This is a genomic window from uncultured Streptococcus sp., assembly GCF_963536705.1.
Classification (GTDB): Bacteria; Bacillota; Bacilli; order Lactobacillales; family Streptococcaceae; genus Streptococcus.
The window spans coordinates 1-23,307 of record NZ_CAUTAP010000007.1 but is presented as its reverse complement, the minus strand read 5'-3'; the positions used below and the strand labels follow the sequence as shown (position 1 = coordinate 23,307).

The following is a 23,307-nucleotide window of genomic DNA, read 5'->3' as shown; positions in this document are numbered from 1 at the left end:
TTATTAGCAACAAGAATTTCAAAAAGCTAAACCCAAGGACCGTCTTAGTCTCTACCATAATAGATACGATGGGGCTCTAGCTGACCTTCCAGCAGCTCATCGACCGTTACCAAAGTATAGCCGTTATTCTTCAGATACTCGAGGACACTTGGCAGAGCGTCAATGCTGGTCTGGTGAATATCATGCATGAGAATAATCGAGCCTGGCTGGGTTTTAGCAATCTCTTGCATAATGGCCTTAGTATTGCGTGTCTTCCAGTCTAGACTGTCCACATTCCACATAATAAAGGACTGGTCAACCGAATTTTGGATTGTAGCATTAATGGCTCCATAAGGAGGCCGCGTAATCGTTGGCTTGATGCCTATGACATTGTTAATAGCGGTCTGTGTATCAAGGATTTCTTTTTGGGCTGTCTCCAGAGGAAGTTTGGTTAAGACTGGATGGTCCCATGTATGAATCCCAATCTGATGACCTTCATTGTGCACACGCTTGACGATCGCTTCATTACCAGCAATGTTTTGACCAACCATAAAGAAGGTCGCCTTGGCACCGTATTTCTTAAGGATATCCAGAGCCTGCGGTGTTGTCTTAGGATCTGGACCGTCATCAAAGGTCAGAGCAACCATCTTCACATGCTTCTTAGCTTCAAAACTCTGATAAGCTGCCAAGTCATCGCCAGTCAGATAGTCCACATTGATTTGGTCATAAAAGCTAGACAAAGGAACGTCAACGCTGGTTAAGCCTTGCACTTCCTTACTCAGCTTAATAGAAAAATGGCTGTACTCATAACGGAAGGACCACTGACCCAACTCCGTTCCATTGAGGTTATTGAGAATTTCCGTCTGTAACGCTTCATCGGCCTGTCTAAAGGTCAGCTGGCTGGATATCTCGTTGATGAAGATTTCCTTAGCTGCATCAGGATCCTGAAAGAGCTTATCCAGAGTGAAAGGGCTGCCGTCTGGACCGAGATAGCTGTCAGCAACTTCCCGCTCTTCTCCTTTACTGATTTTCATCTCTTTGACATGATAGTCCTTGCGATGCACCAATACTTCTTTAACATCCTTCAGGCTCGTTTCTTTTTCCTCGGCATAGTAGAAGGTCAATTCCTCAATCTTATCGCCCTTCTTCTGATTATCCTTAATCGTCTGGCTATCAGCGTCCATCTGCTCCTTGACACTTGCCATAACCTGACCATCCAGCAGAGGATAAAAGGCCTCTACATAGTGGCTGCCAATCATCTTGCTCTGCTTTTCAGTTTTTTCAGCGTGGTAGGTCTCTTCTTGAGAAATCAGCACACTAACCTTCTCTTGCAGTTCCTTTTCTTGGAAAATAGCGTAAATTTTTACAGCACCCAGAAATAGAGCAGCAACAAAAGCTAAACCTAGCAAGCTGAGAACAATGAATGTTTTCTTACCGTGTTTCTTGTTATTTTGTCTTTTCATACACCTGTCCTAAATGAATAAAAATCATCATTTATCTTGCAAAATTAACTTCAGCTAGATGTTAAAGACTCTTCTCACGAATGACTTCCACCTTGTAGCCATCAGGATCTTTTACAAAATAATAATTAGGCGGGTTACCAGGAAGACCCTTTGGATCTGTCACTTCATAGCCTTTGGCCTTGTGCTCAGCATGCAGACCTTCCAAGTCTGGCGTGCTAAGTGCCACGTGAGCAAAACCGTCCCCAATCACATAAGGGCCATGATCATAGTTATAGGTCAGTTCCAGCTCATAATCATCACCTTCCAAACCTAGATAAACGATAGTAAACTGATAATCTGGAAAATCCTTGCGGCGCAGCTCTTTAAAACCAAAAGCCTCTGCATAAAAAGCGATAGACGCTTCCAAATTCTCCACACGCAAACAAGTATGTAACATTTTTGATGCCATAATTTCACCTCATTCTTTCTTGTTTATTATTATACCCTATTTTAGGCAAAACTTATATTAAATTTTTAAAAAAGTAAATAAAAGCAGATAAAAAGCAAGCCATTAAGGCCTGCTAAGAATTGTTTTTCAAAAACTGATCAATGAAGTCGCTATACGAATTCCATTGAGGCATGGGAATGCTTTCTTTCTCAGCACTTCTTTTGATTTCAAAATATTGATCAACCCACTCGGCATAGCCTGAATGCATGTGATTTGTGACCATTTCGGTAATCAAAGGCTGACTCAACATGAACTTCATTACTGGAACCAAGAGAAATAGGGGCAGGGATAGATATTTAGTAGGTTTATAACGATGTTTAGGAATGCCATATCGCTGACAGAGTTCTAAACCTTCTCGCCAAGCGCAAATCATCTTTCGAATTGCTTTTTTATCTTTCAAGAGTGCATCAAAAGTCCCCGCTTCTGCAACTGCACCTGCCATTACCGCCTCCTGAAGGCAGTGAACCTTCATCCAAGAAGCCAAGTCAGGCATAGCATCAATGCCTATCCCACTAGCTATGAAAATAGGAGACAACTCTGATGTATAAGAATCATCATCAAGTAACGTAGCTTCTTTGAAAATGATAGCTTGGATCCGACCATCACTCTTTCGCCCTCCTCCAACAGAAGAAGGAAAAGCTAACGACACCTGCTTTCTGTTCAAATAAGAAGGAATCTTGGAGTTGATATTCCAGTTATTCTGTAAAATAAGTAAATGAGCTTTTTCCTTTATAGCCGCTAAATGATTCAATGCCTGCTCTAGTTGCAAACTATTTACCGTTAAGAGAATCAGGTCATAGTCTTGATCAATACTCGTCACCAATGGCGGCTGGAAATGATGTTCTTTATAGACCTGTTCGTCTTTCCTTAAATCTTTAATAGAAAGTGTGAAGCCTTGCTCTAAAGTCGACAGCTTATGCTCTCTAACTAAGACAGTAACTTGATGTTGATTAGACAGTAACCAAGCGTATGTCAAACCAATTGTGCCAGCACCATAAACCAAAATGTTCATATTAGGCCTCTCCCGCTATTTAACGGAGCGCTTTTTCATTTCTTTCAATAGCAGTTTAACTTCAAAGACCGTACCTTTTGGTTTGTTGTCCTTGACATAAATGGTGCCCTTGAAAGCATCGACAATCTGCTTGGCCAGAGAAAGTCCCAGACCAAAGCCACCTTTCTGACGGGTCCGAGCCTTGTCCACCCGATAAAAACGATCAAAAATCTTCTTCTTATCTTCATCGCTGATACCAGGGCCATTGTCCGCCACTCGGAAAATAAGGTAACGATCTGTCGAAGTAGCCATGACACTGATTACGCCATCATCATCTGTATACTTGATAGCATTGTCAAATAGAATAGTCATCAGTTGTTTGAGAAAAATTTGATCGGTCACAATAGGGTGCTTGATCATATTTTCTGAATGAAAAGCTTTTTTATTCTCCCTTGCGATAATGCAGTAATTAGCAAAGGTCGTATCAAAAAATTCTGGTTCGACTTCACCATATTGAGGTTTGATGCCATCATCACGACGTGCCAGATTGAGCAGATTGGTCGTCAATAGGCGCATATTACGTACTTCATCCAAGCTAGAAGCGATATTTTCACTGCTCTGCATAATTGTTGCTTCAGGCTTACGAAAGAGTGTTTCTAAGCGGCTCTGCAATACCGCCAGAGGAGTCCTCAGCTCATGGCTGGCATTTTCCACGAAAGCTTTCTGCTTCTGGATACTTTCCAGCAGGGGCTTAACACTCATCCGAGCCAGATAGATACTGGCAATCAGGGAAATTCCCCAAAAGCTGACCATAACCATGGCAATCAACTGCTCATGCTTGCCGCTGGTCTGCTCCAACTGACTGATACTAGTCATGACCACAGCGTACTTGATATCAGGATACTCATTTTTAGGATCAATATCAAAGAGATAAGCCCGATAGCTTTCCGTTTGACCAAAACTGTTGCCAATCACAATTTCCTTAATCTGATTCAGATAGGACTTGTTAAAGTCCAAGGAATTAAAGTCCAGAAAGCCATCGCTCTTGCTGGTGGAAATATTTTTATAATTATCATCCAAAAGCAGGGCGAAAGTATTAGAACTGAAATTTGGCGTCGTCAGATTATCAGGCTTAGGCTCTTCGTTTGGATTGCCATCTGGGTCTTTACTGCTTTTAGGACTTTTAGTATTGACCTTATTGCTTGGATCAGACTGTTGGCCTGTCGTCCTATAGGCCAAATCAGCTACTGAACTAGGATCATTACTCAGGTTTTTCAGATTTTCATCAACTGACGTATAAAGGCTGGAGCGCATAACCTGAATAATAATCAAGGTCATGGCCGAGAAGATTAATGTAAACAACCCAAAATAGCGAATGAAATAAGAGAAATCATCCGCATAAAAGGTCTTCTTGATTTTATTCAGCATCTTTTAAAATGTAGCCGACACTACGAAGAGTATGTAGGTTTTTCGCAAATGCCGTTCCTTTCAGTTTTTTACGAATCTTTGAAACGTACACTTCGACAACGGAAACAGTGGTATCACTGTCAAAGCCCCACAGACGGTCAAAAATTTGAGTCTTAGGCAAGATTACATTTTGATTTTGCAGGAAATAAACCAAGAGGTCGAACTCTTTACCAAGCAACTCTACATCTTTACCAGCCTTCGTGGTTGAATTTGTAGATAGGTTAACAGTTACATCACCATAAGAAAGAGTATTCTCGTTGAATTTACCAGCGCGTTTCAAGAGCGCTTGGATCCGCATTTTCAGTTCTTCCAAATAGAAAGGTTTTGTCAGATAGTCGTCAGCGCCTAGCTCAAAGCCATGTCCTTTGTCATCCAAGCTTTCCTTAGCAGTCATGATGAGGACAGGGGTTGTGACTCCTTTTGCTCGGAGATCTTTCAGCACTTGGAAACCATCCTTTTCAGGCAGCATGAGATCCAGTAAGATGAGGTCATAAACACCGCTTTCTGCTTCATATAGACCTTCTTCACCATCAAAAACCTGCATTACATCTGCAAAATCATCTAAAAAATCAAAAACTGAGTTTGACAGTCCAAGATCATCTTCTACCAATAGAATTTTAATCATTTTTCTTTCCTCCAATAAAACTTTCCAAGATTATGTCTTTTGGTTTTTGTTTTATTTGCTATTCTTATTATATCATGACTTGGGTCAAAATCAGTAAGTTTTTTCTACGACTGCGACGTTTTATTTTCTTTTGTCGACTTATTATTGTTCTTGTCCGATTGTTCATTTGTGTTCGTTGAAGACTTTTTCTTATTTTTCTTCTCGTTGTCATTTTGCTGAGCAGATGAATTCTTGCTCTTGTCATTGTCAGACTCCTGGCCGTCTTGAGGCTGCATACCTCGGTCTTGACCGTTTTGTCCTGGTCCACCATCCTGCGGCTGCATGCCATTACCCGGTCCACCATTTTGACCATTCTGACCAGCTTGTGGCGGCATTCCATTTCCTGCATCCTGGCCATTCTGACCCTGCTCCGGTGCTCCAGGCATAGCAGCTGGCTGTTGAATAGCTGATTGCTGATTGTTTGTACCGTGAATAGCTGTCGCAAGACCATAGCCACTCAGAAGTCCGACTGCTAGAGCACCACCCGTCGCAACTGTCAGCCACCATTTGGTGCTTTTTTCTACAACAATCATTTTTTCCATATCCATTTAATACGATTCCTTCTTTCTTTTGTAAATTTTTCAATCTGTTTCTATCAAACAAGAAGCTAATGCAGCTTACAAGTCATCCCATACACATCCTTTCACTTGAATAGCATTATCATATAGATTTTTACTTAAACAGGACTGAATTTTTTCTTAAAAAAGGCTGAAAATGCGAGAAATTGGATATAAAGCTCTTTATTGTCATTCATACAAGGCAATAAATTGAACTTTTATTTTCAAAATCTTATAACACAGAAAAAGCCTGAAATAGATAATATCTCAGGCTTTCTAGTCATTTTAATCAAATCTATCAGATTGCAGCTCGAATTGCTTTTTCCACTGCTTCTTTCTCACGCTTCACCAATTCAACACGCGCAGCGATTTCTTTGATTCCCATGCTGATGTTTCGGCTAATCGCCATATCGTCCAACTGCGGTTCAAAGAAGTCTTTGTACTCTGCTAATCTCTTCTCTGTCTTGAAGACCACTGCCGGGCTAATGACAAAGCTATCAAAGCTCATGTCGCCACCTAACGCTGCCTTGATCCAGTCCCAATTCTCACGCGCCCAAGTCCACACTGCTTCTTGAGTAAAATCACGGCTGAGGAATCGAGCATACCAAGCTGACAAATCCTGCGGTTTCACAGTAAATTTGTCCTTCCAAGTCGCTAAAAGTTCATCCAAGGTTTCCTGGTTCTTCGTATAAGAAAGGGCTGTAGAAAGAGCGTTTTTGAAGCTTCCGTCATTTGAAGCGACATATAGGTCCAGATAAAGCTTAGTCAGCTCCTTGCTTTCATGATGCTTGATTTGGTTGACCAATACCTGCAAGCGAATAGCGGCAGGGAGTTTTTCCAAATTATCACGATAGCGTTCAAAAATCTGGCTAGCTTGAGCTCTAGCTGTCTCATCGTCCGCCTTAATCATATTACCCACAATGAGCTGACGAACCATCTCATCCTCATCGCTTTCACCTTCCTGTTTTTCAAAACCAAGACGGTCGAAATTGCTTTGACTAAGTACTTTCAGCAGGGCTTTGTAATCTTCTTCAGTCTGACTTCCCTCATCCACAAAGCGGTTCAATCCTTCTAGCACTTGGGAAACAGCTGAAACCACCATATAAGAAGTTTCGTTTGCCAACTTGCTGATAACTGGCAGCAGATCCGCATAGGAAATCATACCTGACTCTGCCAGAAGTCGGCGCTCTTGCACGATTTGCAGCTTGCTGATATTGTCCAAAGAGCTAAGATTATTCAGAAGAGCATCAAGCAACTCACCCTGATAATCTGTAATATAGTGAGCAGTGTTTTCTGTATTGAGACGCAGGGCTCCTTCATTTTGCGTTGCCAGGGCTGCATAATTAGGAATTTCCAGTCTTTCTGTCGTCAGAGTATCAGGAAGTCCTTGCCAGTTACTGTTGAGCGGTACTGGCCAGAGGCGGCCTTTGTCTTCGTGCTCTCCAATGAAGAACTGCTTCTGTGTCAAAATCAAGCAGTCATTTTCAACCTTAGCAGTGACAACTGGATAACCCGGTTGTTCCAACCAAGCATCCATAAAGGCAGCTACATCACGGCCAGAAGCTTGAGAAAGAGCATCCCAAAGATCACGACCGATGGTATTCCCATACTGGTGCTTCTCAAAGTAGGCGCCTAGTCCCTTACGGAAGGCATCGTCTCCCAGCCAACGGCGCAACATGTGCATGAGACGGCTACCCTTAGCATAAACAATCGCTCCATCAAAAAGAGTATTGATTTCATCAGGATGCTTGACCTCTACATGGACCGACTGGACGCCATCTGTCGCGTCACGCTTGAGGGCATAAGGAGCTCCGCTGGTCTGAAAATCTTCAAAAATCTTCCAGCTAGGCTCAATCGCATCAACTGAGACATACTCCATCATATTGGCAAAGCTTTCATTGAGCCAGAGGTCGTCCCACCACTTCATGGTCACTAGATTTCCGAACCATTGGTGGGCTAGTTCGTGTGCAACAACCAAGGCAACTGTCTGACGGCTCAGGGCTGTTGAATTTCCATCCACCAGCAGATAAATTTCCCGATAGGTCACCAAGCCCCAGTTTTCCATAGCCCCAGCAGAAAAATCTGGCAGGGCCACATGAAGGGACTGAGGAATAGGATACTTGACTCCATAGTATTCTTCGTAAAATTCGATACAGCGAACCGCAATGTCCAAAGCAAACTCTAGATTGCTCTCTGGGTGGGCCTTGGTCGCATAAACTCCTACTAAAGTTCCATTCTTGGTTTTAGCAGTAATTCCTTGCATATCACCCGCAGCAAAAGCCAAGAGATAGGAAGACATACGTGGAGTCGTTTCAAACTTCCAAACGCCAGTCGCTTTGCGGTTTTCAACATCAATTTCCGGCATATTAGACAGGGCCAACTCACCCTCTGCTTGGTCAAATTTCAAAGCCAAATCAAAAGTTGCCTTAGCCTCTGGCTCATCCACACTCGGAAAGGCTTCGCGGGCAAAGTGACTCTCAAACTGCGTAGAGATAATCTCTTTTTTCACACCATCAACCGTGTAGTAAGATGGGTAAATCCCCGTCATATTGTCCGTAATCTTACCAGTATAAGTTATTGTCACCACTACAGACCCAGCTGCTTCCAGCTCGATATAAAGAGCTTCATTGTCCTTATCCAGAGCGAAAGGACGTGCTTGGCCAGCCACCTCTACAGCTTCAACTGTCAAATCTTTTTGATGTAGGGAAACCTTACTCGTCTTAGCTTCCCCAGTAATGGTCACCTTGCCTGAAAAAGTCTTGTCAGCACGATTCAGATCCAAAAAGAGATCATAGTGCTCAGGAACAAAAGTTTCAATAAAATGTTTAACTGCTTGCATAAGCTTCTCCTCATCTAACGAACAATGTAGCAAGATCAATCTGCTACCCTTGTCCGCTTATAATCTGTTATTATTGTATCATATTTAAAAGATTTCGTTGCAAAATAAATGCAAGCAAAAAGACAGGAAAACCTGTCCATTTGGTTTATGATAATAGAAGAAAGGTTCCCATTCAAATAGCTAGGAAAACTATCACATTCCCCAGTTAGTGCCACATCATCCTTCCTCTTTGCTTAGCTTAACATTGTAAATGATTTCAGCTTCTGGGCTTCCTTTTTCATCCTTGACAACATCTTTTAACTGACCGTATTCAACTAATAATTCCATATTCAAATCAATCCCTTTAGCTCTTGTGAGTTTAGCTTCATCAGGTAAATGTTGCGCGTTAGAAACATCAATGTTATTCCCGTTTGAGTCCTTTAAATCTATAGCTTCATTTCCACCTCCATCAAAATTAAGAATTATATGTGAGACGATACCAAAGCTACTTGGATACACATTATTAACTTTAGTGCCAAGAGTGGCTTTATTTCCATGCTTATCATAAATAGTTGGACGGATATAGACATTTGAGAAAGTTGACCCTTCCTCAGTAACGTAGATTGGGGAAAACTCAATCTTTTCAACCCCTGAGTAATGCTCTTTTATATAAGTTCCTAGTTGCTCTTCCAGAAGTCGAAAGCCATGCTGATAGAGTTTAGCTGTTTTGGGGCTAAGGTTAGGTTTTGTTAGTTTGTTGTACATGTAGATTCCGCCTGAACCTAACATGACCAAAACAGTAATCATTATAAGGATTTTTTTCTTCATAAACATTCTCCATTATATACTTATATAAATATATATGAATTTCAACTCAACTATAGTAGTATAACATAGTTAGTTGTAAGTTAAAACACAAAATAGAATGCTAACCATACTTGAGATTATACAAAAAAGACACGACACAAATCGTATCTTTTATCATCACAACTCAATAATTTTACCTGTTTCAAAGTAAACAACCCATTCACAGATATTCTTGGCATAGTCGCCGATTCGTTCCAAGTAAGAGATAACTTGGAAATAATCGCGGCCAGTCACAATCAGCTCTGGATTTTGTTTGATTTCCTCTGTAGCAAGATCGCGAATATCATCAAAGTATTGGTTGATTTTCTCATCCATAGCTGCTACAGCATAAGCTTGGTCTACATTTCCATTGAGGTAGACGTTCAGGGTTTCTTCGACGAAATTCTTAACATCACGCCCCATCTTGCTGATGGCATCTTCTACGGACTCGATGCGAACTTCTCCCTTCATCCGAACAGTAGCTTTGGCGATCGATACAGCGTGGTCACCCATCCGTTCCAAGTCACTGCTAGCTTTCAGCACGGTGATAACGGTTCGCAAATCCTGCGACACAGGTTGCTGCAGGGCGATGATTTCTAGAGATTTCTTCTCCAGTTTCACCTCGTATTCATTGACTTCAGCATCGTCTTCAATGACCTGACGAGCCAGTTCACGGTCATGCGTGACAAAGGCACGCACTGTCCGGTTAATCTGCGATAGGACTTCATTTCCCATCGCGTAGAATTGATTATGAAGTTTTTCTAAATCTTCTTCAAATTGTACTCTAAGCATAAGATTCCTTTCTGTTATCCGAATTTACCAGTAATGTAATCTTCGGTCTCTTTATGGGCTGGATTGAGGAACATCTTCTTGGTTTCATTAAATTCAATCAAGTCTCCACCAAGGAAGAAGCCGGTCTTTTCAGAAATCCGAGACGCCTGCTGCATGGAGCGAGTGACCAAAAGCATGGTATATTTGTCTTTCAGGCTGTAGAGGGTTTCCTCGATTTTCCCAGCTGAGATTGGATCCAAGGCTGATGTCGGCTCGTCCAAGAGAATGATCTTAGGACTAGTAGCTAGCACGCGAGCCACACAAACCCGTTGCTGCTGACCACCGGAAAGACCGATAGCGGAATCATGCAGACGGTCCTTGACCTCGTCCCAGATAGAAGCACCAATAAGGGAGCGCTCTACTGCTTCGTCTAAAACTGCCTTGTCCTTAACACCATTAATCCGAAGTCCATAGACTACATTTTCATAAATAGTCATAGGAAAGGGATTGGGCTGCTGGAAAACCATTCCGATTTCCTTGCGAAGCTCTACCGTATCTGTCCTCGGACCATAGATATTGTGACTGTTATAAATGACCGTTCCTGTAGTAGTTACTTCTGGATTCAGGTCGCCCATTCGGTTGATGGCCTTGAGCAAGGTTGACTTACCTGAGCCTGACGGTCCAATCAAAGCCGTAATCTCATTTGGCATGAAATCAAGTGAAACGCTATTAAGGGCTTTCTTTTTATTATAATAAACCGACAAGTCCTTGACTTGCAAAATAGGTTCTGTCATACGTTTTTCCTTCATTTTATTTTACATTCAACCAAAGACTAAGCTTGTTGAATCGTGATGAATACGGACGGCAGCTTAACCAAAGTGGCCTGAAACATAGTCATTAGTGGACTGAAGCTTGGCATTTTGGAAAATATTAGCCGTCTTATCGTACTCAATCAAGTCGCCCAGATAGAAGAATCCAGTGTAGTCACTAGCACGGGCAGCCTGTTGCATATTGTGGGTCACAATGATAATGGTATAGTTATTCTTAAGCTCAAACATGGTTTCTTCCAGCTGCATGGTCGCAATCGGATCCAAGGCTGACGCTGGCTCATCCATGAGCAGAATGTTTGGCTTGACCGAAATAGCACGGGCAATGCAGAGCCGCTGCTGCTGACCGCCAGAGAGGGTCAGGGCCGACTTGTGCAAGTCATCTTTGACCTGATCCCAAAGGGCCGCTTGCTTGAGCGAAGTCTCCACAATTTCATCTAGAACCTTTCTATCTCTGACACCAGCCCGTTCATGAGCAAAGGTAATATTTCGATAGATGGACTTGGCAAAAGGATTTGGCCGTTGGAAAACCATGCCGATATGCTTACGCATTTCATAAACATTGATTTCAGGGCGGTTGACATCAATCCCCTCATAGAGAATCTCTCCAGTCACATTGGCAATATCAATGGTATCGTTCATGCGGTTGAGGCTGCGAAGATAGGTTGATTTACCTGATCCAGAGGGGCCAATCAAAGCAGTGATTTTGTTTTTTTCAAACTGCATATCAATGCCCTTGATGGATTCCTTTTTACCGTAGTAAACATGCAAATCCTTGGTCGACAGGGCTACCTTTTCTTCAGGAAAAGTAATGATATGTTTTTCATTCCAATTATATTCTGTCATTTCTTCTCCTTTAAGCAGAGGTTAATTTCTTATGCAGATAGCTGCCCAGTTTGCGGGCTCCCAGATTAAAAATCAAAATGAAGATTAGGAGAACCGCTGCTGAACCTGCAGAAACAGCCGTTCCATCAGGAATTGTTCCCTCACTGTTGACCTTCCAGATATGGACAGCCAAGGTTTCAGCCTGACGGAAGATAGAGATAGGACTAGTGACGCTGAAAATATTCCAGTTGGACCAGTCAAGAGCTGGAGCTGATTGACCTGCTGTATAAATCAAGGCTGCTGCCTCACCAAAGATACGACCAGAAGCCAGTACAATACCTGTTACAATACTAGGCAAAGCTTCTGGGATGACCACATGCAGGACCGTTTCCCAACGGGAAATTCCCAAGGCCAAACCAGCTTCACGTTGGGTGTGGTGGACATGGCGCAGGCTATCTTCGACGTTCCGCGTCATCTGAGGCAGATTAAAGACTGTCAGAGCCAAGGCACCAGAAATGATTGAGAAGCCATACTCGAACTGGACAACAAAGATCAAATAACCAAAGAGCCCGACTACTACCGAAGGCAGTGAAGACAGAATTTCAATACAGGTGCGGACAAAGTTGGTCACTGGTCCTTTCTTAGCATACTCTGACAGATAAACCCCAGCCCCCATAGAAAGAGGCACAGAGATAATCAGAGTAATTACCAGCAGGAAAAAGGAATTGTATAGCTGAATCCCAATACCACCGCCAGCTTGGTAAGAAGAGGATTTCCCTGTCAAGAAAGACCAGGAAACATGCGGCAGACCTCTAACTAAGATATAGAGGATGAGAGAGGCAAGGATAGCAACAATGATACTCGCTATTGTGTAGAGAACACCAGTCGCCAATTTATCTAATTTCTTAGCGTGCATAGTTTTTCTTACCTCTTTCTTTTGTAATTAGTTTAATCACACTGTTAAAGGCTAAGCTCATCATCAAGAGCACCAGAGCCAGAGACCAGAGAACGTTATTATCCACTGTTCCCATAACGGTATTTCCGATTCCCATAGTCAGGACAGAGGTCAGTGTAGCTGCTGGTGTTGTCAAAGAAGTTGGAATCACCGCAGAGTTCCCAACGACCATTTGGATAGCTAGGGCTTCACCAAAGGCACGTGCCATTCCAAAGACCACAGCTGTAAAGATACCTGAGCGAGCAGCCTTGAGTGTTACCCGCCAAATGGTCTGCCAGCGCGTTGCGCCCATAGCCAGACTAGCTTCACGGTAGTGACGCGGCACAGCACGCAGACTGTCCGTCGTCATAAAGGTTACTGTCGGCAAAATCATAACAAAGAGTACAAAAATACCAGACAAAATCCCAAAACCCGTACCGCCAAAGACTGTACGGACAAAAGGAACCACGATTTGCAGACCGATAAAGCCATAAACAACAGACGGAATACCAACTAAAAGTTCAATCGCCGGTTGCAGTATCTTTGCTCCTTTTGGAGACACCTCTGTCATAAAGACTGCTGCTCCAATCGCAAAGGGAGTTGCTATCAGGGCTGACAGAATGGTAACGATAAAAGAGCCTAAAATCATTGGCAGGGCACCGAATTCCTTACCAGAAGGATTCCAGACGCCACCAAAAAGAAAATCAAAAACATTAACGCCGTTGACAAAGAAAGTAGATAGACCTTTCTGAGCAACGAAGATTAGAATCATAGCCACAATCACCACAATCAGTGACAGACAGGCAAAAGTCAGATAGCGGCCAAACTTCTCCAAGCGAGAATTTTTAGAAGGCGATAACAACTTTTTGGTTAATTCCTCATTTTTCATTTTGAATCTCCTTCTATTGCTGTGACATTCCCATCAGCGTCCTTGCTGACTTTCATATCATTGATTGAGATATAGCCCATGCTGGTAACTACCCCTTTTTGAACATCGTCTGACAGCATGTATTCAAGAAACTCAGCAGCAAGACCAGTCGGCTTGCCCAGTGTATACATATGCTCATAAGACCAGAGCGACCAGTTATTGGTAGCAACATTTTCTGCTGTTGGCTCGTAGTTATTAAGTTTCAAGGTTTTTACAGACTCGTCAACATAGGCAAAGGCCAGGTAAGAAATCGCACCAGGAGTTTGAGAAACGATATTTTTGACCATACCGTTGGAATCCTGCTCTTGACTCTGCACAGCTGATTTCCCATCCATGATAACACTGTCAAAGGTTGCTCGGGAACCAGAGCTAGCCGCACGATTGATAATTGAGATCTCCAAGTCCTTACCGCCCAGCTCTTTCCAGTTGGTAATTTCACCAGTGAAAATTTTCTGCAGCTGCTCGGATGTTAGATTATCCACGTCAACTTCTTTATTGACAATCACAGCAATACCGGCCACAGCGACCTTATGGTCCACCAAGTCAGACGCTTTGATCCCTTCCTTCTCTTCAGCGAAAACATCCGAGTTCCCGATTTCAACAGCTCCTGACTGCACTTGAGACAGACCTGTACCAGATCCCCCCCCTTGTACATTAACCGTTTTACCGATGTTGTTTGAGCCAAAGTCATCAGCTGCCGCTTCAACTAAAGGCTGCAGGGCAGTTGACCCTACCGCTGTCATGGATTCACCACGGTCAATCCATGATGAACAAGCTGATAAGGTGAGTCCTAAGCCCAGAGCTGTCAGCGCTAAAGCAAATTTTTTCAATTTGTTCAAAAGATTTCTCCTTTAATAAAATCAAGAGGATGGGAAGTATCTTTAGTATTTCTTACTTAGCAGAAAGAAGCTTTTTTCAATACATTCACATCTTCAACTATATCATATAATACCAGCTTTTCCTAATATTTTATCTAAATCTCAGGCCTTTTGGGAAATAATTTTTCAGGGTTTTTCCAGTGACTTTTGCAAAGCCCAGACCGTTCCCGCCAAGGACTAGTTGGTACCAGCCGTTTGGCTGCGGCTCTGCCAGTTCAATCGTCTCACCTGCCGCATATTTCTTGAAGTCCTGATTACTGATTTCAACTCGATTCAGAACTTCGCTGGGCTTCATAGCCAAGCCTAGGGCAAAGCTAGGCTCAAAGCGATTCTTCTTAAACGTTCCTAGATGCAAACCGTTACGAGCAATCTTTATCTTGGACAGGTCTGGCAGGCCAGCTGGCAACAAATAAAGATTGTCCCCAAAGGTCTGCAGGTCACCAGTCAAGACTGTTTTTAGATGCTTGCTCTCAAAATCCTGCCATAGCTTTCTTTGCTCGCTCGTCAAACGATTCTTACATGATTTAATTTTCTTGCAGCTATTCTCACCAGTAAAGCGAAAATGGGCTGCAAACTGACCTTCACCTTTGAAGCGATGCGGATACATCCGAGCTGTCTCAGGAAAGCCAATCCCTTCAGCCATCCCGTTTATCTTAGGAATATCAATCAGTTCAAGTGGAAATTCTTCCAGTAACCAAGAAACAATGTCTTCATTTTCTTCAGGAGCCCAAGTACAGGTCGAATAAACCAGACGACCGTCCTTGGCAAGCATGCTCATAGCAGCTGTTAAAATTTCTCGCTGGAGCTGGGCGCATTGGGCTGGATAATCCGGAGTCCAATACTGGGTAGCATCCGGCTGCTTACGAAACATGCCCTCGCCCGAACAAGGGGCATCTAAAACAATCAGATCAAAATAACCTTCAAAGACCTGAACCAAACGCTCAGCTGATTCATTGGTAACCACCACATTTCTGGCACCAAAGCGCTCAATGTTCTCCACTAAGATTTTAGAGCGTTTGCTGTTGATTTCATTAGAGACCAGTAAGCCTGTATTGTCCAGAAAAGACAAGAGATGGGTAGACTTGCCACCTGGTGCTGCCGCCAAATCTAAGACTTTCATCCCCTTAGTTAGTGCTGCTATCTGAGCCACCATCTGAGCTGCAGGCTCCTGCGAATAAACCAGACCAGTCACATGCTCAGCAGACTTGCCAGGCACCTTGCCATAAAAGCCCCAGTCTGTCTGAGGAATGGCATCTGAGAAATTCTGCTGGCCTTCTTTCAGAGGATTGCTGCGAAAGGCCGAAATCGGCTCCTCGTCAAAGGTTGCAAAAAAATCCGCCGCTTCTGCGCCTAAAATCTGCTCATATTTTTCTTTAAAACCTTTAGGAAAGTCCATCTACTGCTTCCCCTTTTCTAAATAAGGCTTCAGAGCTGATAGTTTGCACTTAGGCGCCATCATGACAGGCTGCCTAGTCTGGAAATTTAGCCGACTGCCATCCAAGGTCTGGACGATAAAGCCTAGCTTCTCCGCCATAATCGAAGCCGCCGCATAATCCCAAGGCCAGTTGTAGGAGAAATAAGCCAAGAGGCCACCAGACAGCACCTTGCTAAAGCTAATCCCAGCACTGCCATAGACCCGAACACCTAAACACTCCCTAGCCAAGTCTGCCAAGCCCCAATCATTGGCCTGCAGCATACCGGCATTAGAAGCCATAAGAAAATCTTGAAAAGGCCGGTCCTCAAAAGCAGGAAGTTTCCGGTCGTTACAATAGACGTCAAAGTCTCCGCCACCATGATAGAGCTGGTCTCTGGTCACATCATAGATTAAGCCAAAACGACCAATGCCCTTTTCAAAATAGGCAATCATAACGGCAAAATCAGCCTTCTGAGTGATAAAGTTGGTAGTCCCATCAATTGGATCAATCACCCAGACATTGCCATCAGCAATATTATGTCGGAGTCCATTTTCCTCCGCTAAAATAGCATCCTGCGGATAGCGGGCTAGAATCTTAGCCACCAAATCATCCTGAACCCTCCGGTCCATCTGGGTGACCAAGTCAGTGGCACTGGTTTTTTGACTCACATCCAAATCATCATAGAGATGTTCTCTCAAAAAAGCACCAGCTTGGTAGATGATTTCTTTAGCAAAATGAAATTTATTTTCCAAGAGAAATGCTTCCTTTACCTTTACTTTTTGCCTCTTGAACAGCACGATAAAGCGAATAACCGCTGACGTTTTCAAACTCACGGCCGATTCGCTTCTCTTGGCCCTTGCTAGGAACAACTTGCTTGAAAGCCGCATAGGACTTCAAGAGCTTTTCTGCTTGGACATTCTGTTCATAAGCTGCTTCTACATCATTAAAAAAAGAGAGCACCGAAGCAAGCTCTTCAGTGCTCCACGATAAATCTAGTGGGTAACTATAATTTTTGTTCATCTTTACTGAATATCTGCCCGCATAGTTGCGGATCTTAACTCTTCCTTACGATAACTACGAGGCAGGAAAGCACGAATTTCATCCTCGTTAAAGCCGATTTGCATCCGTTTGCCATCTAAAATAATTGGGCGTCGCAAAAGACTGGGATTTTCCTCAATCAACTGAATCAAGGTTGAAATAGACAAATCCTCCACATCCAAATCTAATTTCTGAAAAATTTTTGAGCGAGTTGAAATAATGTCGTCTGTACCGTTCTCTGTCAGAGAAAGAATGTGTTGCAATTCGGGAGCTGACAGAGGGCTCGTCATGATATTATGTTCCTGAAAGGGCACTTCATGATTTAGCAGCCAAGCACGCGCCTTACGGCAAGAAGTACAACTCGGCGATAAAAATAATGTAATCATGCGTTTCTCTTCTAATTCTGTATAATAACTACCTCTATTATACTAAATTTTATTTGGCTTGACTATATTTTTTTGAAAATTACTGCCGAATGTCATGAAAATATAAATTTTTCAACTATTTCGATAACCAGTCCAACTTCTAGCGATTCGTTCATCACTCTGCAGTTGAGCAATCAAGCTGTCAATACCATCAAACTTAACCATCTCGCGAATCTTATCCAGCCAGAAAATCCGAATGGTATCGCCATAGATATCCTGAGAAAAATCAAAGATATTAACCTCAAAACGGAGTTCATCACCGTCAAAAGTTACATTTTTCCCAACACTAGCCATACCACGATAGCGCTGACCATTGTGCTCAACATCCGCGACATAGACGCCATCTCCTGGGAGATGGACTCGATCCAAGGGAGCTAGATTGGCTGTTGGATAGCCAATCGTCCGTCCTCTGGCATTGCCATGAACCACAATGCCACGAGTAGACAGAGGGTAGCCAAGCAGCTCTTGTGTTTCCAGCATATCTCCGACAGCAATCGTCTCCCGAATCCGAGTGGAAGAAATCTTCCGATTATCCAAATTAACCGAGGGAACGATAACAATCTTGCCATTAAAATAATCTCTCAGCTCATGTGACTCTTTGCGGTCTGAGCCAAAATGATAGTCAAAGCCAGCTACCACGGCTTTGGCACGCAGACGAGACACGTACTTCTCAAAAAAGTCCCGAGCTGTATTGCCCGCAAAATGGCTAGTAAAATCAATCAGGTAAAGATAGTCAACACCCAGACTTTCCAGCTGCGCCATCCGGTCTTCAGGACTAGCTAGATGCAGCATGAGCTCAGGCTGATAGCGGACAAAGGCTAGCTTAGGCGACTCTGGGAAGGTCATCACTGCAATCTTTAGTTCTTGCTCATCAGCAATCTCTCTCGCCTTCTCAAAGAGTGCCTGATGCCCCTTATGCAGCCCATCAAAATAGCCTAGAACAAGGACCGTATCTTCTGTCTGATCAATCCCTTTTTCATCTATAATTCTCTTGGTTATCATCATTCCTCTATTTTACTACGCATTTGCTATTTTTACAATATCCGTTCTGCTCGAAAACGCAAAATATTCAAAAAGATTTTTACTGCCTTAGTCAGGGCGTTTGTCAAAAACTGAAAAAAGCAAAACAAAAGGACAGCAGTTGTGCGGTTGCTGTCCTTTTGTGAGGTTTAATGAAATTATTATAACATGCAAGCGCACATTTCATATTACAAAAGAGTAACAATCTTTTGACAATTCTACTGCGGATATTAAAGGAAGACTTTGCGGGGCTTGTAGGCGGTTTCCCGCTTTTCCAAAATGGCTACTAACTTCTCCTTATAAAAGCCAGCTAGCTCCGATTCTTCTGACACCAAGCTGATAAAACGGCCATTTCTCACATCCTCAACCTGCTCGTCAGAGAGCTCAACTTTCACTAAATCTCCGATTCCTAACTCGAGTGGTTGGAGAAAGGAGAAATCATCTACTGCTACTCGCTCTGCTATTTCATCCAGGGTCAAGGCATCATCTAAGCTCATACCTGCTGAGGAAGTCCGTGTCAGCTGGGACATGTGACTGGCAAAGCCAAGCTTGGCTCCCAAATCAACAGACAGGGTTCGGACATAGGTCCCCTTGCTGCACTTGACTCGAAAACGAAAGCGGGCTTGCTCATCTTCGTAGGAAATCGGACTGGTGCGCTCAAAACTATAGATGGTCACCTGCCGCTCTGGCCGCTCCACTTCTTGACCCGCTCTTGCATACTCATAAAGCTTGCGGCCATTGATCTTGACTGCTGAGTACATAGGCGGAATCTGGCGAATCTCACCAGTCATGGACTCTATCGCTTCATCAATGAGAACTTCTTCTAAAAGCTCCGTCACCGGAGTCCGCTCAAGGATGTCTCCACTGGCATCCTCTGTTGTCGTTGAGCAGCCCAGGGTAATCTCCCCCTCGTAGACCTTGCCTTCCTCCTGCATAAACTCTACCAAGCGCGTCGCCTTGCCCACAGCAATCGGAAGCACCCCGACCACATCTGGATCCAAGGTACCCCCATGACCGACTTTCTTGTTTTTTAAAATCTTGCGCAGCTTAAATACCGCATCATGCGAGGTCATGCCCGCTTCTTTTTTTAAGTTGATAATTCCGTTCATTGGTTAACTTTCTAAAAATACTAAAACTCTCTTTTGGAAATCCTTATGCTGTTCATAGAGTGCATGGCCACAGTCTAGCAAAATAGTGAGCTGGCTATCTTTGATATGTTGATGCAATTCGAGCGAAGCTTCTACACCTAGAACGTCATCTTCTTCTGCTCCGATGACTAGCGTAGGACAGTTGATCTTTTCCAGAACTGCTAAACTATCATGTCTTAAGCAAGATATGGTCTGAATAGCAATCCGCTGTTTATCTTTAATACGACCAAAGATTCCCATTATTCGATAAAGGTATTTAAACTTTCCAAAGGATTTAGGTGTATAAGAGTGACTTGCAATATCCAACATTAGTTCCTTATAGGATCCAGTCTGACTCAACTCAAGCCAGCGAGTAATCCGCTCCCTACCAAGATTATTCAGTTTCGCAGTAGTAACTGTCAAAATCAATTTTTCAACTCTTTCTGAGAAATCTGCTGCCAACCATTGGGCAATCATACCACCTTGAGAAATTCCTAGGACAGCTACCGTTTTCAAACCTAAAACATCCATTGCTTCAGCTATATCAGTCGCCATATCTCGCGTTGTATAATTTTCTGGCAACTCATTAATTCTGCTAAAAACATAGACCTGGTAAGCTGTTGCGAAGCCCCTATAAGCTAGGGCAAGCATTTGCGTCATTCTCTTAACAGTCGCCAAACCATCCCCTAGACCTGGAATGATGAGCAGCGGCTTCTTCCCTTTTCCAAAGGTCACATAATCCATGCTTTTTTCGTTAAAATATAAGGTTTTCCCTTTTGTTGAAGACATTACTTCGTTTCCCTTACTATTTTATCATGTTTATTCATGTTGACTTTTTAAATGCAGAGCAAAGCCGGCAGTCACTTTTTCAAATCCAACCGCCTGATAAAACTGATGTGCAGCATTTCGTTCAGCAGTTAATCCACTATTTAGAGCCAGCGCCTTAACTCCTTCTTTTACCGCTTGTTTTTTCAATTCATCGATTAGCCTACTAGCAATTCCTTGTCGTCTTGCTTCTTTTGCAACTGACAAAGCCAAAATACGATAGTAAGATCCATCTGCTTCAAAAAAGAAGAGCTTTGCATAACCTAAGAAACCTAAAATTTCTCCGTTTCTTTCAGCTAAAAGACAGCCATAATGCGGCTGAGAGAGAATCATTTCTAAACGTCGAGCCAGCTTAGAAGCGGTCGTTGGATAGCCCAAGTCTTCGTATAGAGACAATAAGGCTTCAGCATCTTTCATGGTTGCTTTTCGTATCTGCATAGGAGCCTCCTAGTCTCCCTTCAATGCTTCAAACTTAGCTTTCATGGTAGGATTTTTGCGCGTCAGTTTTTTGACAGAGACGTCGTCCAGTTTGTTGTTTGCTAAGCGCAGCTGGTTTTCAGAGGTTGTCAGGAATTTCTTGATTTCTTCCATCCGGCGGATAGCTTTGTCAATCTCTTCGATGGCCTTGCCAAAGTTGGTAGAAGCAGACTGATAGTTCTTGGCGAAAGCTACTTTAAAGGCATCCAAATCTTCCTCAAAATGCGTAATATCAATATTCTGCTCCCGCACCAAGGCCAGTTCCTGCTTGTACTGGAGCGAGTTGAGCGCAGCATTGCGCAAGAGGGTAATCATGGGCAAGAAGAACTGTGGTCGGATAACATACATCTTCTCATAGGCATAGGACACATCGACAATACCTGAATTGTAGAGCTCGCTATCAGCCTCAAGAAGTGTCACCAGAATGGCATACTCGCAACCCTTCTCCCGCCGGTCCTTATCCAACTCTTTGAAGAAATGCTCGTTTTTCTTCTTGGTCGCTGTCTCATCGCCTTCATTTTTCATCTCAAACATAATGGAGAGAATTTCTACACCATTTTCATCCACCTCACGGTAAATGTAGTCACCCTTGCTGCCGGTTCTGGCATCATTGTCCTTGCCAAACTCAGCTCGTGGGAACATCCCCATACGGTTCTTGTTAAACTCGTACTCGCAGTGCTGTTCCAAACTCTCGCCAATCATCTTAGTAGACTGCTTTGCCTTGAAATCCTTGTAAAACTCTATGGTCTCGTCTTTCTGCCGCAGCTCTACCTCATAGCGCTCTTTGAGTGAGGTCTGAGCCAGCGCTGCTTCCTTTTCTTGCAAAACTAGCTGATTTTTCACCTCGTCACGCTCTTTTTCCAGCGCAGACAAGGTCTTTTGCAATTGATTTTCATGTTCCAAGCGCAGCTTTGTCAGCTGACTTTCCAATTGCTGAACTTCCTTATCCTTCTCCTGCAATTGAAGACTAGCTGCCTGCTCCGCCTCTTTCTTTGCCAATTCCTGCTGGGTCTCAAACTGAGCAATTTGATTTTGAAGATTGCTAATTTCCTGCTCTTTCTGCGACAGGAGAGCTTGTTGGGCATTCTGGGATTTCTGCTTTGCTAAAGCCAGTTCCTGCTCAATCCGAGCATGAATTTCCTTGTCAAACTCTGCAGTCCGAACCTGCGACAAAAGCTCACTGTACTGGCTCTCATTAACAGTAAAAACCTCCCCGCAGTTGGGGCATTTGATTTCGTTCATGGGGTACCTCTTTCTCTGTAGTTAAACTCTTTATTCTTTTTCTTTTCCGACCCGACAGTTCATGCAGCCTTCATACATTATTTGGAGCTGACAAGGAAAAATCTTATTTCCCATTGATAATTCTCCCTGCCAAAGACACTTTTTATCACTGTAATATTCGTGAATAATTGTAATAATAAATTGCGGATATTCTTTTAGAAAATGTTCTAATGGATAGTAAACACCAGTGAATGCCCGATTTTCTTGACTGTCCAAAATGTAGATTTGACAATAATCAAGCTCAACATTTTCAAAGCAAATGCTAGCTTCATAATACTTTTCGCCCTCCTGACTATAATCAATCATATAATCAAACTGAACATGCAAATGATTGCTTTCCAGCCAAATCTTCCGAGTGCTCAAATCATGCAAACTAAAGGCCCGGCCAGGAGGCTTCTTCTCTGCTCCTTCCATCTTTCTCCTACTTCTACTCGTTAATCTTTATGATTATTATATCATCCTTTCTCGAAATTAAAAACAGCAAGCCGTTGGCTTGCTGTTTCAGCTTATCACTCACCCATCTCAATCCGCCAGCTGGCGGCTGTTTTTCTTTCTTGAATAAACTTACTGTAAATACCTTGTTTGGCCAGTAAGTCTTGGTGTTTGCCTTGCTCGACAATGCGGCCTTGATCCAGCACTAGAATCTGGTCTGCATGCTCAACCGTCTTGAGTCGGTGGGCAATCATGATAATGGTCTTATCGCGAGTCAGAGCCTGAATAGCCTGCATGAGAGCTTCTTCGTTTTCTGGGTCAACATTGGCTGTTGCTTCATCCAGAATGATAATAGGTGCATTCTTGATAATAGCCCGAGCAATGGAAATGCGCTGACGCTCACCTCCAGAAAGACTAGCACCCCCTTCACCAATCTTGGTGTCATATCCATCAGGCAACGAGAGGATAAAGTCATGACAGGCGGCTTTCTTAGCAGCCTCTATCACTTCTTCCTGACTGGCCTCCGGCTTGCCAAAACGAATGTTATTAGCAATAGTATCCTCAAAGAGATAGACGCTTTGGAAGACAAAGCTGAAATTGCGAATCAGGCTGTCATAGCTGTAATCCCTGACATCATGCCCGCCTAGACTGATACTTCCTTGATCCACATCCCAGAAGCGGGCGATGAGGTTGCAGAGCGTTGTTTTGCCAGAGCCAGAAGGTCCGATCAAGGCAGTTGTCGTTTTTTCTGGAATGGTGAGGGAAACCTGGTCAATGATTTTCTTATTTCCATAAGAGAAGCTAACATCTCTCAGCTCAATCCGACTGCTCT

25 protein-coding genes are annotated in these 23,307 nt (G+C 43.2%); all 25 read right to left on the bottom strand.

The window, feature by feature from the left end; genetic code table 11:
- Positions 1–44: 44 nt before the first annotated feature.
- Complete coding sequence (locus tag RWX26_RS05470; protein WP_314579943.1) at positions 45–1,442, bottom strand: polysaccharide deacetylase family protein; 1,398 nt, start codon at positions 1,440–1,442, stop codon at positions 45–47.
- Positions 1,443–1,503: 61 nt separating this feature from the next.
- Positions 1,504–1,890 (bottom strand): VOC family protein, encoded by a 387-nt coding sequence (locus RWX26_RS05465; RefSeq protein ID WP_002895748.1) that lies wholly within the window; start codon positions 1,888–1,890, stop codon positions 1,504–1,506.
- A gap of 112 nt (positions 1,891–2,002) precedes the next feature.
- Positions 2,003–2,941 (bottom strand): ketopantoate reductase family protein, encoded by a 939-nt coding sequence (locus RWX26_RS05460; RefSeq protein WP_125347677.1) that lies wholly within the window; start codon positions 2,939–2,941, stop codon positions 2,003–2,005.
- Positions 2,942–2,956: 15 nt separating this feature from the next.
- A complete protein-coding gene (locus RWX26_RS05455) occupies positions 2,957–4,348 on the bottom strand; it encodes a HAMP domain-containing sensor histidine kinase (protein ID WP_314579939.1) in 1,392 nt (463 codons plus the stop codon).
- Positions 4,338–5,012, bottom strand: a complete 675-nt coding sequence (locus tag RWX26_RS05450; protein WP_002897753.1) for a response regulator transcription factor — start codon at positions 5,010–5,012, stop codon at positions 4,338–4,340. Before RWX26_RS05450 ends, RWX26_RS05455 begins: the two co-directional genes overlap by 11 nt.
- 104 nt (positions 5,013–5,116) lie before the next feature.
- Positions 5,117–5,599, bottom strand: a complete 483-nt coding sequence (locus RWX26_RS05445; RefSeq protein ID WP_314579937.1) for a hypothetical protein — start codon at positions 5,597–5,599, stop codon at positions 5,117–5,119.
- Positions 5,600–5,906: 307 nt separating this feature from the next.
- On the bottom strand, positions 5,907–8,447 hold the full coding sequence (locus RWX26_RS05440) for a M1 family metallopeptidase (protein WP_314579935.1): 2,541 nt from the start codon (positions 8,445–8,447) through the stop codon (positions 5,907–5,909).
- 216 nt (positions 8,448–8,663) lie between these two features.
- Positions 8,664–9,254, bottom strand: coding sequence for a hypothetical protein (locus RWX26_RS05435; RefSeq protein WP_314579932.1), 591 nt, complete (start codon positions 9,252–9,254; stop codon positions 8,664–8,666).
- A gap of 156 nt (positions 9,255–9,410) precedes the next feature.
- Positions 9,411–10,064: a phosphate signaling complex protein PhoU gene (gene phoU / locus RWX26_RS05430; protein ID WP_002895767.1), complete on the bottom strand. Its 654-nt coding sequence runs from the start codon at positions 10,062–10,064 to the stop codon at positions 9,411–9,413.
- Between the two features lie 14 nt (positions 10,065–10,078).
- On the bottom strand, positions 10,079–10,837 hold the full coding sequence (gene pstB, locus RWX26_RS05425) for a phosphate ABC transporter ATP-binding protein PstB (protein ID WP_009660526.1): 759 nt from the start codon (positions 10,835–10,837) through the stop codon (positions 10,079–10,081).
- A gap of 75 nt (positions 10,838–10,912) precedes the next feature.
- Positions 10,913–11,716: a phosphate ABC transporter ATP-binding protein PstB gene (pstB, locus tag RWX26_RS05420; RefSeq protein ID WP_002895769.1), complete on the bottom strand. Its 804-nt coding sequence runs from the start codon at positions 11,714–11,716 to the stop codon at positions 10,913–10,915.
- A gap of 10 nt (positions 11,717–11,726) precedes the next feature.
- A complete protein-coding gene (pstA, locus tag RWX26_RS05415; protein ID WP_002895770.1) occupies positions 11,727–12,611 on the bottom strand; it encodes a phosphate ABC transporter permease PstA in 885 nt (294 codons plus the stop codon).
- Complete coding sequence (gene pstC / locus RWX26_RS05410) at positions 12,601–13,518, bottom strand: phosphate ABC transporter permease subunit PstC (RefSeq protein WP_002895771.1); 918 nt, start codon at positions 13,516–13,518, stop codon at positions 12,601–12,603. Before pstC ends, pstA begins: the two co-directional genes overlap by 11 nt.
- Complete coding sequence (locus tag RWX26_RS05405; protein WP_002900576.1) at positions 13,515–14,396, bottom strand: phosphate ABC transporter substrate-binding protein PstS family protein; 882 nt, start codon at positions 14,394–14,396, stop codon at positions 13,515–13,517. The genes pstC and RWX26_RS05405 overlap by 4 nt, the downstream gene beginning before the upstream one ends.
- A 130-nt stretch (positions 14,397–14,526) precedes the next feature.
- Positions 14,527–15,831 carry an RsmF rRNA methyltransferase first C-terminal domain-containing protein gene (locus RWX26_RS05400; protein WP_314579927.1) on the bottom strand — a complete coding sequence of 435 codons (1,305 nt, stop codon included), beginning with the start codon at positions 15,829–15,831 and terminating at the stop codon, positions 14,527–14,529.
- A complete protein-coding gene (locus tag RWX26_RS05395) occupies positions 15,832–16,602 on the bottom strand; it encodes an inositol monophosphatase family protein (RefSeq protein WP_314579926.1) in 771 nt (256 codons plus the stop codon).
- A complete protein-coding gene (locus RWX26_RS05390) occupies positions 16,592–16,870 on the bottom strand; it encodes a UPF0223 family protein (RefSeq protein ID WP_314579925.1) in 279 nt (92 codons plus the stop codon). The genes RWX26_RS05395 and RWX26_RS05390 overlap by 11 nt, the downstream gene beginning before the upstream one ends.
- Positions 16,871–16,872: 2 nt before the next feature.
- Entirely contained in the window at positions 16,873–17,274 is a 402-nt protein-coding gene (locus RWX26_RS05385; RefSeq protein ID WP_002906786.1) for a Spx/MgsR family RNA polymerase-binding regulatory protein, read from the bottom strand.
- A gap of 111 nt (positions 17,275–17,385) precedes the next feature.
- Positions 17,386–18,315, bottom strand: coding sequence for a bifunctional riboflavin kinase/FAD synthetase (locus tag RWX26_RS05380; RefSeq protein WP_314579923.1), 930 nt, complete (start codon positions 18,313–18,315; stop codon positions 17,386–17,388).
- A 248-nt stretch (positions 18,316–18,563) separates the two neighbouring features.
- Positions 18,564–19,442 carry a tRNA pseudouridine(55) synthase TruB gene (truB, locus tag RWX26_RS05375; RefSeq protein WP_314579921.1) on the bottom strand — a complete coding sequence of 293 codons (879 nt, stop codon included), beginning with the start codon at positions 19,440–19,442 and terminating at the stop codon, positions 18,564–18,566.
- A gap of 3 nt (positions 19,443–19,445) precedes the next feature.
- A complete protein-coding gene (locus tag RWX26_RS05370; protein ID WP_268699365.1) occupies positions 19,446–20,249 on the bottom strand; it encodes an alpha/beta fold hydrolase in 804 nt (267 codons plus the stop codon).
- 30 nt (positions 20,250–20,279) lie between these two features.
- On the bottom strand, positions 20,280–20,723 hold the full coding sequence (locus tag RWX26_RS05365) for a GNAT family N-acetyltransferase (protein WP_006270531.1): 444 nt from the start codon (positions 20,721–20,723) through the stop codon (positions 20,280–20,282).
- Positions 20,724–20,732: 9 nt separating this feature from the next.
- Positions 20,733–22,004: a DUF2130 domain-containing protein gene (locus tag RWX26_RS05360; protein ID WP_314579914.1), complete on the bottom strand. Its 1,272-nt coding sequence runs from the start codon at positions 22,002–22,004 to the stop codon at positions 20,733–20,735.
- Between the two features lie 30 nt (positions 22,005–22,034).
- On the bottom strand, positions 22,035–22,457 hold the full coding sequence (locus RWX26_RS05355; RefSeq protein WP_314579911.1) for a hypothetical protein: 423 nt from the start codon (positions 22,455–22,457) through the stop codon (positions 22,035–22,037).
- Between the two features lie 95 nt (positions 22,458–22,552).
- Positions 22,553–23,307, bottom strand: a 755-nt coding sequence (locus RWX26_RS05350) for an ATP-binding cassette domain-containing protein (RefSeq protein WP_314579909.1), incomplete at its 5' end; no start/stop codon positions are given.

Excerpts from the sequence above, each read along its gene's own strand:
- RWX26_RS05470 (WP_314579943.1), bottom strand. The coding sequence starts at position 1,442 with ATGAAAAGACAAAATAACAAGAAACACGGTAAGAAAACATTCATTGTT.
- RWX26_RS05465 (WP_002895748.1), bottom strand. The coding sequence starts at position 1,890 with ATGGCATCAAAAATGTTACATACTTGTTTGCGTGTGGAGAATTTGGAA.
- RWX26_RS05460 (WP_125347677.1), bottom strand. The coding sequence starts at position 2,941 with ATGAACATTTTGGTTTATGGTGCTGGCACAATTGGTTTGACATACGCT.
- RWX26_RS05455 (WP_314579939.1), bottom strand. The coding sequence starts at position 4,348 with ATGCTGAATAAAATCAAGAAGACCTTTTATGCGGATGATTTCTCTTAT.
- RWX26_RS05450 (WP_002897753.1), bottom strand. The coding sequence starts at position 5,012 with ATGATTAAAATTCTATTGGTAGAAGATGATCTTGGACTGTCAAACTCA.
- RWX26_RS05445 (WP_314579937.1), bottom strand. The coding sequence starts at position 5,599 with ATGGATATGGAAAAAATGATTGTTGTAGAAAAAAGCACCAAATGGTGG.
- RWX26_RS05440 (WP_314579935.1), bottom strand. The coding sequence starts at position 8,447 with ATGCAAGCAGTTAAACATTTTATTGAAACTTTTGTTCCTGAGCACTAT.
- RWX26_RS05435 (WP_314579932.1), bottom strand. The coding sequence starts at position 9,254 with ATGAAGAAAAAAATCCTTATAATGATTACTGTTTTGGTCATGTTAGGT.
- phoU (WP_002895767.1), bottom strand. The coding sequence starts at position 10,064 with ATGCTTAGAGTACAATTTGAAGAAGATTTAGAAAAACTTCATAATCAA.
- pstB (WP_009660526.1), bottom strand. The coding sequence starts at position 10,837 with ATGACAGAACCTATTTTGCAAGTCAAGGACTTGTCGGTTTATTATAAT.
- pstB (WP_002895769.1), bottom strand. The coding sequence starts at position 11,716 with ATGACAGAATATAATTGGAATGAAAAACATATCATTACTTTTCCTGAA.
- pstA (WP_002895770.1), bottom strand. The coding sequence starts at position 12,611 with ATGCACGCTAAGAAATTAGATAAATTGGCGACTGGTGTTCTCTACACA.
- pstC (WP_002895771.1), bottom strand. The coding sequence starts at position 13,518 with ATGAAAAATGAGGAATTAACCAAAAAGTTGTTATCGCCTTCTAAAAAT.
- RWX26_RS05400 (WP_314579927.1), bottom strand. The coding sequence starts at position 15,831 with ATGGACTTTCCTAAAGGTTTTAAAGAAAAATATGAGCAGATTTTAGGC.
- RWX26_RS05390 (WP_314579925.1), bottom strand. The coding sequence starts at position 16,870 with ATGAACAAAAATTATAGTTACCCACTAGATTTATCGTGGAGCACTGAA.
- RWX26_RS05385 (WP_002906786.1), bottom strand. The coding sequence starts at position 17,274 with ATGATTACATTATTTTTATCGCCGAGTTGTACTTCTTGCCGTAAGGCG.
- RWX26_RS05380 (WP_314579923.1), bottom strand. The coding sequence starts at position 18,315 with ATGATAACCAAGAGAATTATAGATGAAAAAGGGATTGATCAGACAGAA.
- truB (WP_314579921.1), bottom strand. The coding sequence starts at position 19,442 with ATGAACGGAATTATCAACTTAAAAAAAGAAGCGGGCATGACCTCGCAT.
- RWX26_RS05370 (WP_268699365.1), bottom strand. The coding sequence starts at position 20,249 with ATGTCTTCAACAAAAGGGAAAACCTTATATTTTAACGAAAAAAGCATG.
- RWX26_RS05365 (WP_006270531.1), bottom strand. The coding sequence starts at position 20,723 with ATGCAGATACGAAAAGCAACCATGAAAGATGCTGAAGCCTTATTGTCT.
- RWX26_RS05360 (WP_314579914.1), bottom strand. The coding sequence starts at position 22,004 with ATGAACGAAATCAAATGCCCCAACTGCGGGGAGGTTTTTACTGTTAAT.
- RWX26_RS05355 (WP_314579911.1), bottom strand. The coding sequence starts at position 22,457 with ATGGAAGGAGCAGAGAAGAAGCCTCCTGGCCGGGCCTTTAGTTTGCAT.